Consider the following 16,824-nt stretch of genomic DNA (forward strand, 5'->3'; position numbering starts at 1 on the left):
AGTGCGTCGGGGTCTCTGACCGTCGGCCCAACGCCCGCGCTCCGGGCCATGCCGGCGGGCGGACTCGCGGCCTTCGAGGGAGCGGCGCGGATGTACTCGCGTTCCACGTTCCATGCCGGACATGGCCTACAGCGCGGTGAACACGGCGCCAGAGGGGCCGTGTGAGTCTTGGAGTTCGCCGGTGAGGAGCTCCAAGGCAATGTCGCTGGCCTGCGGTTCCTCGGCCAGCATGGTCAGGTCGATGCCGCGACCGAGGCGCACGAGGATTCCTTGTTGGTTGAGGCATCCATGGCGACCCCATGGGCCCACCTTTATCCTTTCATTGCTGCACCTTGGGCAGAGTCTGATGGGCTGTCGCAGATATGACCAGGGGGGATGAGCATGGCGATTGAGCTGCCTGAAGAGGTGGTGTCGTTCCTTCAGTTCATCGGGGTGAACTGGCCGAACGTCAACGAGGACAAGGTCCGCGAATTCGCTTCCCACGTGAGGGACTTCGCGCAGAAGATCGACGACACGCACAAGGACTCCACCGCGACGATCCACCAGATGGCCGAGGTGTACCAGGGCGCGTCCTATGAGGCGCTGCTGGCCAAGTGGGCCCAGCTGTCAGGCAGCCATATGACGGAGCTGGTCAATGCCTGTCACACGGTGGCGAGTGCTCTGGATATCGCAGCGGACACCATCGTGGCGATGAAGATGGAGGCGATCGCCGAACTCATCGTGCTGGCCATCACATTCATAGCGGACCAGGCGGCAGCGGTCGCCACCCTCGGGATCGCGGAGGCGGCCGAGGCACTGGTCATAGCGGCTGGCAAGAAGCTCGTGAACTTCCTTGAGCAGCAGTTGGAGCAGTACATCATCGGCCAGGTCATCGAAGCGGCGATCAACCCCTTGGTGGAGGTGGTCGGCAAGGCGGTGAGCGGCATGGTTTTCCAGGCAACCCAGTCCGCGCTCGGTGTCTCCGCCGGCGGCGGGGGCGGTGCGGGGGAGAGTTTCTCGATCCATCCGGAGGAGTTGCACGCGCGCGCCGAGCTGTTGCGCGGGCATGCGCGGACAGTGGCGTCGCACGCCGCTGAGTTCGAGTCGAAGGCTGCGGGGGTGAGCTTCGAATGAGCAACCGGATCGTCAAGGCGTTGGAACACGGCGCAGAAAAGCTGGGCAAGACCCTGGCCAAGGACGCGAGCAAGGCCATCCAGGATCTTTACCACGATGCCGGGGGCCGGCTGAAGAAGGTCGCCACCAACCACGCCGAGAACGACGCCAAACACGCTGCGGAACTCGACAAGCTCCTCAAGGGCAACAAGCACGACTTGCCGCGCGCCCCGCGCACCACGGGCACCGGCGGCCGCCCCGGCAGCAATACGTCCGCTGGAGGCAAAGGCCGTGAACAGGTGGCGAACCCGCGTGAAGCCGGTCGCCCGAAGGACTCCGTCTGCCAGGGCGGTGAACCGGTCGACATGGCGACGGGGCGGATGTTCATCGAGCAGATGGATGTCTCACTTTCTGGCTCTCTGCCGCTGCTGTTCAAGCGTTCCTTCGAGTCGGGCTACCAGGCCGGGCGTTGGATGGGACCGCGCTGGGTCTGCACCTTCGACGAGCGGCTGGAGATCGACGATGAGGGTGTGGTCTACCTCAGCGCCGACCGCACAGCGCAGGCGTATCCGCACCCGACCGCCGGTGAGCCCGCCCAGGCATCGGCCGGTGCCCGCCTCGACCTCGACGTCGACGAGCTGACTGGTGACTACGCCCTGACGGACGTCACCACGGGGCTGGTCCGGGAGTTCACCCGTCAGCCCGACGGCGAGACGGCCCTGCTGACCGGGATACGTGACCGGGCAGACCGCCGGGTCGACTTCGCCTACGACGCCCACGGCGCCCCGCTGTGCATGACTCACTCCGGCGGCTACCGGCTCCTGGTCACCACAGAAGCGGGCCGGATCACCGCCCTGCACCTGGCCGGCGCGGGCGAAGACGGTCAGGAAGTCCTCCTGACGCGCTACGGCTACACCGACGGCCACTTGACGGAGGTCTACAACTCCTCCGGCCGTCCCCTGCTCTTCGCCAACGACGCGCAGGGCCGGATCCTTTCCTGGACCGACCGGAACGGCACCCGATACCTCTACACCTACGACGAGTTCGACCGGGTCGTGGAAGAAGGCGGAGCGGACGGCTCGCTCAGGTTTCACTTCGAGTACGGCGATCCCGACCCGGTCACCGGTCTCAAAGTTCATTCCGAGACCAACGCGCTTGGCCACACCACCCGTTATCAGATCAATGAGCACGCCCAGGTCGTCGCCGAGACGGACCCGCTCGGAAACACCACGTTCTTCGAACGGGACGAGTACGACAACCTGCTGTCCCAGACCGACCCGCTCGGGCGCACGACCCGTTTCGAGTACGACGACACGGGCGGTCTCGTCAATGTCACGCGTCCGGACGGTGAGCAGTCCACCGCGTCCTACTTCGGCGATTCAAGTCTGCCTTCGCTGATTACCAGGCCGGGTGGTCTGACCTGGCAGCAGACCTTTGACGAGGCCGGCCGGCGCACCTCTCTCACGGACCCCATCGGCGTCACCACACGCTACGGCTACGACGAGTCCGGGCACCTGGCTTCCGTCACCGACGCTCTCGGCAACTCCACCCGCGTCCGCTGCAACCCGGCCGGTCTGCCCATCGAGGTGACCGACCGGGCCGGAGCCACCAGCCGGTACGAGCGCGACGCCTTCGGCCGGGTCACCGCCATCACCGACCAGCTGGGCGGCGTCACCCGGCTGGCCTGGAGCGTCGAAGGGAGTCTCACGTCCTACACGGCTCCTGACGGGAGCACCGAGTCCTGGGCTTACGACGACGAGGGCAACCTCCTCGCGCACACCGATCGGCTCGGCCTGGTCACCACCTTCGAGTACACGCCCTTCGAGACCCTCGCTGCCCGCACCAACCCCGACGGCACCCGTCTCACCTTCAGCTACGACGCCGACATGCGGCTCGTGGGCGTCACCAACGCTCTCGGGCAGACCTGGGAGTACGTCTACGACGCCGCCGGCCAGTTGATATCGGAGACCGACTTTCACGGCCGCAGCGTCAGCTATCAGCTGGATGCCGCGGGTCAGCTCATCTCGCGAACCAGCCCCTTGGGCCAGCAGATCCGGTTCCGCTACGACGTACTCGGTCAGCTGGTGGAGAAGAACGCCGACGGGGCCGTCACCAGCTACACCTACGACCTCGCCGGACACCTGCGCCGAGCAACCAGCCCCGACGTCACTCTGCTCCGCACCGTTGACGGTCTCGGCAACCTGGTCACCGAGACCGTCAACGGCCGGACCCTCACCCACACCCGGGACAACCTCGGCCGACGCACTGGGCGGACCACTCCCGGCGGCCATTCCAGCACCTGGACCTACGACCAGGCCGATCGCCGCACCTCCTTGTCCACCGCCGCCGGCCGCCTCACGTTCGCCTACGACGCAGCCGGCCACGAGGTTGAGCGCAGCCTCGGCGACCACCTCACGTTGGCCAGTTCCTGGGACACCGAGCACCGCCTCACCGGCCAGATCTTCAGGTCTGGGCAGTCGGTGCTGCAACGCCGCGACTACACCTACCGCGCCGACGGCATCCTCACCGGCATCGACGACCAGCTCAACGGTCCTCGCGCCTTCGACGTCGACACCGTCGGTCGCGTCACCGCCGTACGGGCTGCCTCATGGACCGAGCGGTACGCCTACGACCCCGCCGGCAACCTCACCGAGGCGAACTGGCCCGCGACCGGTCTCCACGCGGCGGCACTCGGTACCCGGGCGTACGAGGGCACGCAGCTCACCACCGCGGGCCGGGTACGTTACGAATACGACGCTGCCGGCCGCACCACTCTCCGCCAGATCACCCGCCTGTCGAAGAAGCCCGCCACCTGGCACTACACCTGGGACGCCGAAGACCGCCTCACCCACGTCACCGCTCCTGACGGCGCCCGCTGGCGGTACGTCTACGACCCGTTCGGCCGGCGCATATCCAAGGAGCGCCTGGCCGCGGACGGGAGCACCGCAGAAGAGCGAACCTACTTCACGTGGGACGGCTCGAACCTCGCCGAGCAGACGACGTACGCGCCCTCCCTACCCGGCCCCTACAGCATGAGCTGGGACTATCGCGGTCTGCACCCCCTTGCCCAGACCGAGACCATCACGAAGACGGCAACAACCGACATCTCGCAGGACCAGATCGACCGCCGGTTCTTCGCGATAGTCACCGACCTCGTCGGCACCCCGACCGAACTCGTCGACACGGCAACCGACACCATCGCTTGGCGAACCGTCCCTACCCTCTGGGGCAACACGAGCTGGGCGGCCGGCAGTACGACCAACACACCGCTGCGCTTCCCCGGTCAGTACTTCGACCCCGAGACCGGCCTCCATTACAACCTCAACCGCTACTACGACCCCGAGACCGCCCGCTACGTCACTCCCGACCCGCTCGGCCTCAGTCCCGCTCCCAATCCTGATGCCTACGTCCACAACCCTCACACGTGGTGCGACCCGCTCGGTCTCATGCCGAAGAACCAGGGCAACCCGCTCAAGAAGGAGTTGATGGGTCTGGGAAAGGAACGAGTCCAGCACGTCGCCGACAGTCTGGGCGAGGACGAACGGCCTCCCGGGGCTTACGCCGTGGGCAAGGATCGGACCACCGGAAAAATCTATTACGGTGACAGCGGCCCGGAAACGGGGCACGAAAAGGCTGTGATCGATGCAATGCCCAAGGAATCTCAACGCAAGGAGACAGACAATCGCCCGCCCGGCGTGTGTGCTGAGCCTCGGATGTTCACCAATGCGATCAAGGACGGCGCAGACCCCAAGAACATTGATCTCGTGACCGTCAACCCCAAGGGGGGAAAATTCAAGATGTGCGAAAATTGCAGGACATGGGTTCCCGGCTTCGGAGGAGAGGTCCTGACAGGATGAACGGCACCCCAGAGAGGCGGGCGCTACAGGAACTGCGGGACGCCCTTTCGGGACCTGCTACTTTCGAGGTCCACCCGCTGGACATCGAGGAAGCCTGCCAGCGGTACACAGAAGACGGGTACGAGGTAACTGACCAGCTCCGAGAATTCCTGGAGAGCTATGGCGAGCTCACCATGGTCCTGAGGTTCCAGAACTCGGAGATGGAGCTCACGACATCCGTTGAACGGACCCTGGAGAGCACACACGCTACGCCCCGGAACGTTCGCATCTTCGCCAAAGAGCTTGGTCAGCCGGTCTCGCTGGTCGGCACCGCATTCGTGACCGAGGAGGCTGTGCTGCTGGCAGAGAACGGCGATGTCCTGTTCGTCGGAGACGCCGGATACCAGCGGATCGCGAATGGCTTCGAGAATGCAGTACGAGCGCTCGTTACGGGCAACTGGGACAGGACATTCTTCTGAACCGGTGCCGTCCCTGGTGGCCCTTGCCCTGGCCACCAGGGACCGTCACTCGTTTCACCGAAACGACGGCAGGAAGCTGCGGCTCAGGAGATTCGTCTCTCTGTCGCGATGCCGGCCGAGTCTCGCTTGAGGGGGCCCGAAAAGACATCGCCGACGTCAAACGGCGTACCGGTACTCGTTGATGGCGCCGCCGAGGATGCGGGTGCACAGGAGTCGACAGCAGCCGAGGTCGTGGACGGTGGCGGGCTGCCCGGAGGCGTGACGGGGCGTTGATCTCGGGCCGGGTGAGGTCGATGCCCGTTGTAGTGCCGCAGTCACGCGCGGTACGGACCGTACATGCCGATCGGCAGGTACGGCTCGCTGAACACCCGGCCCTCGTCAGCCAGTTGCACTCACATCACGCAAGATGATCTACCGGTCCAGGCCCGCCGTGCTGGCGCAGCGGCCTGGGCTCGCGTCCCTCCGCGCATCGGCGTCTTCCGTAGCGGGGGCCTGGAACGGCCCGGGCACACCTCGGTCAGGCAGGCCGGCAACTCCCCCCCCCCCCCCCGCTGGACACGGTTGACCCTCGGGGAGGCGGCAAGCAGCAGACGGTTCGCGCCCTGGCCATCCCGGCATCCCGGCATCCCGGCATCCCGGCATCCCGGCATCCCGCGAGCGTCCAATGACGACCGTGGCCGCCGCCTGCCTCTTGGTCAACGAGATCCCCGACCAGATCAACTCCTGGAACGCGGACGAAACCCTTCACTTGGACCGCTACCGCCACCACCAACCAGATCCTCGCGAGAGCCCGCCTGACACAACGCAACATCAGGAAGCTCGTCGCGAACAATACAAAGCGACGCGAGCGGGATCACGAGCCACTAGGGGCGCCCTCGCCACACCCGAATCTCACATTCGACCAAATATCGAATGCGTGCATTTCGTTGATATGTTTTATCGAAGTGACGCGCGAAGGGCATTCACCCCGCCATGGCGGCGTTGCGGCAGAGCAGTTAGATTAACGCGTTCCGGCATCTTCCCCTGCGACGCGCATCGCTGTACGATTCGCGTAAGGGGGGAGTGACCTTGGGCGGGCAATCACTCTGCCCTGCGTGCAGCGCGCGTAGGCGCACTATTTCGTTAAGCTCATTTACCCGGAACTCACTCACCCCTGCTGCGAAACCGTGGCTTCTTTCCGGATTCACGGAGTGATGAAGTGCCTTAATTCGGGCTCATGCAACCCTGTCTTGAGTATTTTTTTCGCGTAGGGATTGTCCCTGTCCCGGTGTAGATCTATTTCCTCTCGGAAGGAGGAGGCATGTGCACTGAAAAGAGTGTCCAGGGAAGCCTGGAGGAAGACGTCGGGAAGATTGCGGGCACGTCGTCGACGTGGCGCCGCCGTCTCATCCGTCTCGGTGTCTACGGACTGTTCGCGGCTCTGGCCGGAACCGCGGTGATGGCCACGGCCGCGCCCGCCGCGCCGTCGCGGACGGCCGGCATCACGGCCGTCAACATCATCTGCAAGAGCGGCACAGGAGGCGTGACGAAGACCGACGACCCCTCGGAGCCGGGCGAGTCGGTCAAGTACCAGGCAAGGGGGTCGTGCGACGTCACAGGCACGGAGAACGGCATCGCCATCGGCACGGCAACGTTCTCCATCCCGCGGAACAACTGCGCGGGCGCAACGACGAACGTCACGGCAAAGGTCACCTGGCCCGATGGGCAAACCAGTACCGGCGCGGGAACTGTGGTGTGGACCGCCACTGCCGGCCACGGACTCTCGGGCAGCATCGCCAGCGGCTCGATCACGGGCGGCGCCTTCACGGGCGCGATGGTGAAGGGTGACGGCATCGCTCCTGAGCAGGTTCGGCTCGACTGCATTTCCAGCGGGACCTTCGCCGGGGCCACCGGCTCCGGTAGCGGGGCAGTGACCTGAACCTGAGGGGTTCAACGGGCTTGCGCCGGGCGTTACATACCCCTGGCGCAAGCTCCAGCAAAAGGATCTCGGTAACCGTTGACAACGGCAGCGATCAGCCCCTGCTCCGTGACGGAGATTCTCCGGGCAGGCTCTCTTCCATCCTTTCCGCATTCACGTTCTCCACCGACCTCTTCCTGCGACCGAAGTCGGTCTCCTGACGGAGCTGATGCGGTGCGCCCTGCACAGCCAGCGGCCGCACGCCAACGGTGCGCGTGCGCCACCTGGGGCTGGGTACAAGCCAACTCCCGGTCAGCTTCATCAAAGCAGCCGAGCAACTGACCGCTGGCAAGGGCCGGCACATCGTCGATTTCGGAGACTGACGGGACTGGGCGACGCGGCGTCCGCATCGTCGCGGTTGCCGTCAACGTGGCGAGCTCGAATTCCAGACGCTCGCCTACCGCCCCTACGTGCCCGATCTGGGAGGACGCGTGTTCGTGACGCTCGGCCGTGCCGCCACCCGCCGCAGGTGGGTCTTTCTCGTGGTGCCCCTGGTGCTGGCCGCGTTGGCGGCGGTTGCGGCGTCAGACATCCACGACCGGCTCAGCTACGGGGGATTCATCGCGCGCGACGCCGAGTCGAACCGGGCCGCCATAGCGGTCCGGGAACGCATTGGGCGAGGTGGCGCGGACGTGATCGCGATCTACCGCAACCCCCGCCATACGGTGGGGGAGACGGTGTTCCGCCGGGCAGTGGAGGGTTCGCTGGCGTCCGTGCCGAAGGGGACCATCGTCTCCACGATGTCGTATTGGTCGCGCGAACTGCCCCTGCTCGCTTCGAAGGACCGCCATGCGACAGCCGTCCTCATCATGCTCGCTGGAGCGGACGACACCAGCCGCACGGCCAGTTATCACCGGCTGCGCCCAGCGTTGCGGGCGGCGGGCTTCCGCATTCAGTACACCGGGCCGATCGCGTTGGTCGACGGGGTCGCCGAGAGGGGCCTGGCGGATGTAAACCGGGCCCGGCTCATCGCGCTTCCCCTGGTGTTTGCTCTGCTCCTGCTGATCTTCCGAAATCTGCTGGCCGCCCTGCTGCCGGTGGTCATCGGTGGGCTAAGCATCAGCATCACGCTGGGCGTACTCGTACTGCTCAACGACGTGGTGGAGATCTCGGCCATCACCCTGAGCCTGGTGACCGCGCTGGGGCTGGCCCTGGGAGTGGATGCCGCCCTGTTCGTCGTCGGCCGGTTCCGCGAAGAACTCGCCGGCCGTGACAGCGTGTCGGACGCGGTCTCCACCGCCTGCGCGACCGCCGGCCGCACGGTGTTCTTTTCCGGGGCGACCATGAGCGGCATCGCTCTGGGATTCCTGCTCTTCCCTGTCGGCATCCTGCGGTCGATCGGTGTCGCCGCGGCCATCGTCATCACCGTCAGCGCCGTTCTCAGCGTCACCGCGCTGCCCGCCGCGCTGGCCCTCCTGGGCCCGCGCCTTATCGCTCGACGGCTCCGCCCGCCACGGTGGAAGCGTGCGGCCGAGGGAGAGGGGCCCTGGGCCAGACTCGCCGGGGCGGTGATGGCCCGGCCAGGGCACTACACGATCGGCGTCCTACTGACCCTGCTCGTCCTGACAGCACCCTTCGCACACATCACCCTCGGGTTCCCCGACCAGCGAACCCTGCCCGCCGACGCGCCGGCCCGCCTGGCCTCCGAAGCCCTGCAACGCGACTTCGCACTCGGCGGACTGGACGCCGTACAGGTGGTGGTCACCGTCCCGCACCGACTCGACACCCGCACCGGACAGCGGACACTCACAGCCTGGGGCAACGAACTCATCCATCTGCCCGGCGCGGGTGCCGGGCTCATCGCCGCGACGTCCCAGCACAGCGCAGTGATCTACCTGACCCACGACGGCAGCGCCGAGGACCCGGCCACCCGCACACTGGTGCAGCGCATCCGCGCGCTGCACCCACCGGACGGCGGACAAGTGCTGGTCGGCGGACTGTCGGCCATGGCCCAGGACACCCTCCAGATGCTGGGCCGACGACTGCCGTGGGTCCTGCTCTCCATCGCGGCTTTCACCTATGTGTTGCTGCTGACGACGTTGCGGTCGGTGGTCCTGCCGGCGAAGGCGCTGCTCGTCAACGCGTTGTCCATCGGCGCCTCCTTCGGCGCACTCGTATGGATCTTCCAGGACGGGCACCTGACATGGCTGGTTGGTGCAGGCCGCACCGGCTATATCGATGTCACCCAGCCCGTGACCATGCTGATCCTCCTGATCGGCCTCTCGACGGACTACGAGCTCCTCCTCCTGTCGCGCATCCGCGAGCAGTACGACGCCACCGGCGACAATGCCGTTGCGGTCTCGACCGGGCTACAGCGGTCCGCTCCCATGATCACCGCTTCCGCGGCGGTGGTGCTGGTCGTCAGCGCGATCTTCACCACCAACGGCGTGATTCTGGTCAAGGAGTTGTCCATGGGCGTGTTCATCGCTGTCGCGCTGGACGCCAGCCTCGTCCGGGCGCTGCTCGTTCCGGCCATCATGCGGATGCTGGGGCGAGCCAACTGGTGGCTACCCGGAACACGCAAACCTCGGTCCCAAGCATCCGGTACATCAGGCGGGCTCGTGTCCTGACCACGGAAACACACCAGGGGCAGCGAAGAACACGGATGAGGTTGAGTTCAGCCCCGAAGCGTCATGGGCACTGGCAGACACGCCCGCGGTGCTCGAACGCGGTCGCACGGCCGCCGGTCGCTGGCCCCATTCGTCGCCACTGCCCGTGCAGCGCCTGGCGAGCGTGAGTCCGCTCCGCGGAACGGCGAATAACCAGGCGGTAAGTGAAGGGCGCTCAACCATGCTCGTACAGTTTTCGCCGCCAAACTCCATGGCAGGAATGCGATGCGCTTTTTTTTCGGGCAGAGTTTCATGGCACGTACGATCGGGCCGTTAGCAGTCGGCTTTCTTGGCGAAGCCGATCCAGCGGCGTCGATCGCTGTCCGGTCGGACAGCTGAATACCCGGTAAACGGGCGATCCCAGTTGGCATCTACCGGGGGAATGGCAAAGGCGCTAGCCTCACAAAGAGCGCCCAATAATCCCGTTCCCGCGGAGGCGGCAATGGGTTTCGGCTGCTTCTTCCGTTGGTCGCTGTCTGAGTGGGGTGCCCAGTGGTGCGAACCGATGCCGTCGACCGCCGCCTGGCTCACGATCCGATTGCGATCGTGGGCGTTGCCGGGAAGTTCCCTAAGGCCCGGGACGTACAGGAGTTCTGGGACAACATTGTCGCGAGCCGGGACTGCTCCGAGGAGGTCCCCGAGGCGTGGTGGAGCACGGACGACCACTACGACCCCGACCCCTTCGCCGAGGACCGGACCTACTGCCGCCGCGGGGCGTTCCTGGCTCCGGTGGTGTTCGATCCGCGGGAGTTCGGGATGCCGCCGAACAGCGTCGACTCCGTGGGCCTGGTGCAACTGCTGAGCTTGATGGTGGCCAAGGAGGTGCTGGCCGATGCGGCCCGCGGGCGTCGGGACTGGCTCGATCCGGAGCGTGCCGGGGTGGTGCTCGGGGTATGTGGGTCCAACTCCACCTTGATCCCACTCGCCTCCCGGCTGCTCGCTCCCGAGATGGTGCGGACGATGGTCGCCTTCGGGATCCCCGAGGAGCAGGCACGCCGGGTCATGCGCACGCGTCTGGCCGGCTTGCCGCCCTGGACCGAGGACTCCTTCCCCGGAGTCCTGGGCAACATCGTCTCCGGCCGGATCGCCAACCGGCTGAACCTGCGGGCCGCCAACCACACCGTTGACGCGGCCTGCGCCAGCTCGCTGGCCGCGCTGCGCTCAGCTGTCGATGAACTCCTCAGCCGTCGGGCCGACTTGATGCTCACTGGAGGCTGCGACGCGGACAACTCGATCGTTCCCTATATGTGTTTCAGTAAGACGCCCGCGCTGTCACCGAGTGGACGGGTACGGCCCTTCGACGCGGAGGCGGACGGCACGCTGGTGGGCGAGGGCGTCGGGATGCTGGCGCTCAAGCGCCTGGGCGACGCCGAGCGGGATGAGGACCGGGTCTACGCGGTGCTGCGGGGCCTGGGCAGCTCCAGCGACGGGATGGCGCAGAGCATCTACGCGCCCTGCGGTGAGGGCCAGTTGGTCGCGCTGCGACGGGCGTACGAGGACGCCGACTGCGCGCCGCGGTCGGTGGAGCTGATCGAGGCTCACGGCACCGGCACCCCGGCCGGCGACAGCGTCGAACTGAACGCGCTCAGCGAGCTGCTGGCCACCCCAGGCGGGGGCCGCTTCGCCGCTGTCGGAAGCGTGAAGTCGCAGATCGGCCACACCAAGGCCGCGGCCGGGGTGGCCGGGATGATCAAGGCGGTGCTGGCGTTGCATCACAAGGTGCTGCCGCCCACCATCAATGTGGACACCCCCAACCCGGCCGCCACCGCCGAGAACAGCCCGCTCTACCTCAACACCACCGCTCGCCCCTGGGTGCGTGACGCCTCCCGGGGGGTGCGCAGGGCGGGCGTCTCCGCGTTCGGATTCGGAGGGGTGAACTATCACGCCGTCCTGGAGGAGCATCCCGGTGGGGCGGGGCACCTGGAGCATGCGCTGCACCGCACTCCGGAGGCGTTGTTGTGGCATGCCGTCGACCCGGACGAGCTACGCGAGCGCCTGGAGCAGGGCGATGCCGCGGACGACGGTCCGGTACCGGCCGGGCACGCCCGGGTCGGTTTCGTGGCCACCGGGCAGGAGCACCGCGACGCGCTGCTGGCCACGGCCATCCAGCAGCTACGGGTGAACTCCGGCCATGACAGCTGGAGCCACACTCGGGGCATCCACTACCGCCGACGGGCCCTGCCGCCGGAGGCGAAGGTCGGCGCGCTCTTCTCCGGCCAGGGCAGCCAGTACGTGGAGATGGGTTTGCATGCCGCGATGGCCGTGCCCCCAGTGCGAGCCGCCTTCGACACCGCCAACGCGCTCTTCCCCTCCTCCGACAGTCTGGCCCGCGCGGTCTTCCCGCCACCCGGCCACCGGGAGGAGCGGGCGTGTGAGGACCGGCTGCGGCGCACGGCCTACGCGCAGTCGGCGATCGGTGCACTGTCCATGGGCCAGTACCGCTACCTGCGGGAGCTGGGATTCGTTCCGCACGGACTGCTCGGACACAGCTTCGGGGAACTGACCGCACTGTGGGCGGCCGGCGTCTGGGACGACCAGGCGTTCCTGGCGCTGGCACACGCGCGTGGGCGGGCCATGGAGCCCCCGCCGGGCCGGGAGGGCGACGCCGGCACCCTGGCGGCGGTCCGGGCACCGGAGCCGGAGATCCGGCAGGCGCTGTCCGAACACGCCGATCTGACGGTTTGTCACCGTAATGCCCCGAACGAGTACGTGGTCGGTGGCCCGGTCCCCGCCGTGGAGCGGTTTGTGCGGGAATGCATCACCCGGGGGGTCCCGGCGCAGCGGCTGCCGGTCGCCGCCGCCTTCCACACCTCCCACGTGCAGCACGCGGTCGAGACGTTCGGCGCGGCCTGTGCCGCGACCGCGTTCGTGTCCCCCACCCTGCGGGTCTATGCCAACACGCCCGGCGCCGCCTACGGCCAGGACCCAGAGGCCAACCGCCGCACCCTCGTCGAGCAGCTTCGTCGACCGGTCGACTTCGCCGCCCGACTGGAGGAAATGTACGCGGACGGTTTCCGGATCTTCGTGGAGTTCGGGCCCAAGCACATCCTGACCGGTCTGGTGGAACGAACCCTGGGCGAACGCGGCGTGACGGCGGTCGCCTGCGACATCGGCGGTGCCGCCGACAGTTGCGCGGCCTTGAAGCAGGCCGCTGTCCGACTTGCAGTTCTGGGGCTGCCGCTGAGCGGCATCGGCCGCTACGACGCCCCGCCGCGGGCCGAACGCCCCGTCCCTTCGAAGGTCGCCCGCACCCTGGAGGGTCCGCTCTTCGCGACCGTGTCCCGCCGCCCCACCTACGAGAGGCTGCTCGCCGAGGAAGGGGCTCGTCCCAGCGCAGAAGAGCGCCGGGCCCCGTCCCAGGAACAGACCTCGACGCCCGCTGTCGCTGCGGGCCCCGCCGTACGCGAGTGGCAAACCGACCCGCTCTCCCGTGCCGCCGCCGAGCATCTGGCCGCGCACACCCGTTACCTGGACGGCCAGCTGCACACGGCGGAGCAGTTGACCCGCCTGCTGAGCCAGAGCGCCGCGGACGGGCGGGTGGACGTGTCACTGGCTGCCGCGGTCAGCGCCGTCGCCGAGCACAGCCTGGCACTGGGGAATGCGCACACCAGGGCCGGGGAGGTCGTCACCAGCCTGCTGCGACTGCCCGCCAACGGCCAGGTGCCGCTGCTGGGTCCGTACCCGCACGGCGATGCACCACCGGAGCTGCCGTGCCCCCGGGAGGCGGACGACGACAGGCCCTCACCGGCCGCCCCTCCAGCCGGAGAGCCGCCCGCCGATTCGGGTACGTCGCAGAGCTCGGCCAAGTCGGCGTTGGCGCAACTATGGGCTGTGGAAAGGGGCGACGTCGAAGACGAACGGCCGCCAGTGGACATCGGCGACCTGGATCCAGCGGAGCTGGAACGGGTCTTCCGTGAAATCGTGGCCGAGAAGACGGGCTACGACGTCGACATGATCGAGCCCGACATGGACATCCAAACGGACTTGGGCATCGACTCGCTGAAGCAGGTGGAGATCGGCGCTGAGATGTGGCGTCGCTACCCGGTGATCAGCCGGAGCGAGTTGTACCAGTTCAGCGAAGCCAGAACGGTGCGCGAGCTGACCGAGAAGCTGCACGAGGTCCTCGCCAGCTCCCGGCCCCAGCTGCAGTTGTCCTTCGGCGACTGCGAACTGGGCCGCGCCTTCGTCGCGTTGCGCGAGCTGCCCGAGCCGGATGTGTGGCCGGACGCCTATCCGGACCAGCCGCACGCCGTGCTGCTGGACGACGGAGGTGACCTGTCCGGCACGCTCGACGCGGCCCTGCGCTCCCGTGGTTGGCGGACCAGCCGCCTGTACGTCCCCCACGCCGCACTCGGCACGACTGATGGGCAGACCCGCACCTGGAGGCTGGGAGACTGGGAGGAAGCCACGCTCTCCACTGGCCTTGCCGAGATCTTGGCCGATGAGCCCCGTCTCGATCTGTGCGTCCTCCCGATCAGTCCTTCCTCTGCTTTGCCTGCCGCCCAGGTGGTCGAACGACTCCGGCACGCCGTGCTGGTGGCCAAGCACGTCTGTCGAGCTCTGCGGAGGGCGGCTGCGGGCGGGAAGCGGGCCGGGCTGATGACGGTGACGCAGCTCGATGGGGCCCTCGGCTACGCCGGGGCCGGAGGCGACCTGGCCCTGGCTCTGGCAGGTGGCCTGAGCGGGTTGGTCAAGACGGTCGCCCTGGAGGAAACCAGCCTGTTCTGTCGTGCGTTGGACTTCGCACCCGGGCTGTCTGCTCAGAGCGTGGGCGATGCCTTCATCGCGGAGATCACCGACATCGCCACGGACCTGCGGGAGGTCGCCCGGGACGGGACGGACCGCCGCACACCGTTCCTGTCCGGGACGCCGTTCCCGCCCGAGTACCTTCCCCCGTCGCTGCCCGCGCCGCGGGAGGCGGAGCCGGCCGATGCGGGGGAAGCCGGTGCGATGGCGACGTTGACCGGGGAGGATCTGCTGCTGGTCACCGGAGGGGCCTCCGGGATCACCGCGTGGTGCGTGGCCGCGCTCGCCCGCGAGCACCGGTGCGGCTACCTCCTCCTCGGCCGTACCCCACTGACCGGGGAACCGGACTGGGCGGCCGGGGTGGACAGCGCCGAGGATCTGCGCGCCGTTCTTCAGGCCCGGGCACTCGAGGCGGGCGAGGCCCCGGACGATCCCACCACCCGCACAGGGATCGCAGAGCGTGCCGAGCAGCTGCTGCGTCAGCGGCGGATCCGCCGCGCGCTCGACGAGCTGCGCGCGCAGGGCGTCGAGGCCGAGTACGTGGCCGCAGACGTTCTCGACGCCCAAGAGCTGGCACAGGCTCTCGCCCCGTACGCACCGCACATCACCGGTGTCGTCCATGGTGCGGGCGTTTTGGGCGACAAGCCGCTGGCGGAGATGACCGCGGAGTCGATCGCACCGGTGGTGGACACCAAGCTCCGCGGTCTCCAGCACGTACTCGATGCGCTGGGCACAGACCGCCTCCGGCACCTGGTGCTCTTCTCCTCGGTAGCCGGCATCTGGGGCAATCTGCGCCAGGCCGACTACGCCCTGGCCAGCGAGGCGTTGACCCGCTTCGGCTGCGCCTTCCAGGCCGCCCACCCCCGGTGCCGGGTCGTGCCGATCGCCTGGGGACCATGGACCGGCGGCATGGCGACCCCTATGCAGCAGCTCTTCAAGGAAGCAGGAGTGCCCGTGCTGACCCGGGAAGCCGGGTGCGCATACTTCCTGGCGCGGATGAGCGGCCCGGACCGCGACGCGTCCGGGGTCACCGTCGCAGGTCCGCTCGGGCCGCCGTACCGCCGGGTGGACCAACTGCCACCTGCGGGTATCACCGCCTACCGCATGCTGACCGGCCTCGGCGGCGAACCGGTCCTGCGCGACCACCGCATCGGCGACGTGCCGGTACTGCCCATGACGGCCGCCGCGGGCTGGGGCCTGCACATGGTCGAACGCGCACACGGTGGCAGTCAACCGGTGGTCGAGTTCCGCGACTTCCGTATCGCCCGAGGGATCTTCTTCCCCGAAGGACACCCGGAGCGGTACCGCGTCCAACTCGTACCGGATCCGGAAGCAGGTCCGGACACCGTACGGGCGACCGTCCACGGCGTCACCGCCGCGGACGAACAGCTGCACTACGCAGGTGTCTTCCGACGGGCGGAGCGCCCACCGGAGGCGCCACGCGAGCAACTGCCTTCCTACGAGATCGCCGAGGAACTGCACCCCGGTTACGACGACGGCAGGCTCTTCCACGGCCCGAACCTTGCCGGTCTGCGCAACGGTCGTGTGGACGAGTCCGACCGGCTGATCGTGACCGCCCGGATGCCCGACCCGCCGCTCTGCAAGGGAGCGTTCGGGGGCCGTCTCTACAGTCCGGCCCTGACCGACCTGCTGCTCCAGGCCGCGCTGCTGGACCTGCTACGGCAAGGCGGCGACGGTCTCCTCCCGCTGCCGGTCAGCGTCGAACGGGTGGAACTGTTCTCCCCCTTGCCCAACGACGAGCCGTTCGTGATCATCTCCGATGTCGACTCCGGGGACAACCCGCTCTTCGCCACAGGTACGCTGACCGCCTGCACGCCCGACGGACGGATCCACCAGCGCTGGAGCGGGGTGCGCGCCCTGTGGATCGAACCGGAAACCGCCGTTCGCGGCACCGCCGCCCGGGCCGGCTCCCCCATCTACAGCCAGGTACTTTCCGGGACGTCATGATGGAAGAACTCAGCTTCGAGGGAGTCCCCCTAGGCGAACTCACAGCACCGCCCGGCCCCCCGCCGGCTCAGCAGACGACCAGGCCGCCTGCAGTGCGGCCCGGCAGCAGGCCCGTCCCCGTCCCTCCCGCGGCGCTG

At 67.8% G+C, this 16,824-nt stretch carries 7 protein-coding genes; 6 read left to right on the top strand and 1 reads right to left on the bottom strand.

Annotation, left to right across the window (positions count from 1 at the left end; translation table 11 throughout):
• Positions 1–126 precede the first annotated feature (126 nt).
• A complete protein-coding gene (locus JNO44_RS44720; protein WP_268826591.1) occupies positions 127–261 on the bottom strand; it encodes a hypothetical protein in 135 nt (44 codons plus the stop codon).
• A gap of 120 nt (positions 262–381) precedes the next feature.
• Here JNO44_RS44720 and JNO44_RS41715 point away from each other — a divergent pair, with 120 nt between their 5' ends.
• The 6 genes from JNO44_RS41715 (at position 382) to JNO44_RS41740 (ending at position 16,687) form a co-directional block, all read left to right on the top strand.
• Positions 382–1,113 (top strand): WXG100 family type VII secretion target, encoded by a 732-nt coding sequence (locus tag JNO44_RS41715; RefSeq protein ID WP_205369133.1) that lies wholly within the window; start codon positions 382–384, stop codon positions 1,111–1,113.
• Positions 1,110–4,949 carry an RHS repeat-associated core domain-containing protein gene (locus tag JNO44_RS41720; protein WP_205369134.1) on the top strand — a complete coding sequence of 1,280 codons (3,840 nt, stop codon included), beginning with the start codon at positions 1,110–1,112 and terminating at the stop codon, positions 4,947–4,949. Before JNO44_RS41715 ends, JNO44_RS41720 begins: the two co-directional genes overlap by 4 nt.
• Positions 4,946–5,407: an SUKH-3 domain-containing protein gene (locus JNO44_RS41725; RefSeq protein WP_205369135.1), complete on the top strand. Its 462-nt coding sequence runs from the start codon at positions 4,946–4,948 to the stop codon at positions 5,405–5,407. Before JNO44_RS41720 ends, JNO44_RS41725 begins: the two co-directional genes overlap by 4 nt.
• A 1,300-nt stretch (positions 5,408–6,707) precedes the next feature.
• Positions 6,708–7,325: a hypothetical protein gene (locus JNO44_RS41730; protein ID WP_205369136.1), complete on the top strand. Its 618-nt coding sequence runs from the start codon at positions 6,708–6,710 to the stop codon at positions 7,323–7,325.
• Positions 7,326–7,801: 476 nt separating this feature from the next.
• Entirely contained in the window at positions 7,802–9,934 is a 2,133-nt protein-coding gene (locus JNO44_RS41735) for an MMPL family transporter (RefSeq protein ID WP_205369137.1), read from the top strand.
• A 534-nt stretch (positions 9,935–10,468) separates the two neighbouring features.
• Entirely contained in the window at positions 10,469–16,687 is a 6,219-nt protein-coding gene (locus JNO44_RS41740; protein ID WP_205369138.1) for a type I polyketide synthase, read from the top strand.
• Positions 16,688–16,824 lie beyond the last annotated feature (137 nt).

Origin of the sequence: Streptomyces noursei (genome assembly GCF_016917755.1) — a bacterium.
GTDB lineage: Bacteria > Actinomycetota > Actinomycetes > Streptomycetales > Streptomycetaceae > Streptomyces > Streptomyces yunnanensis.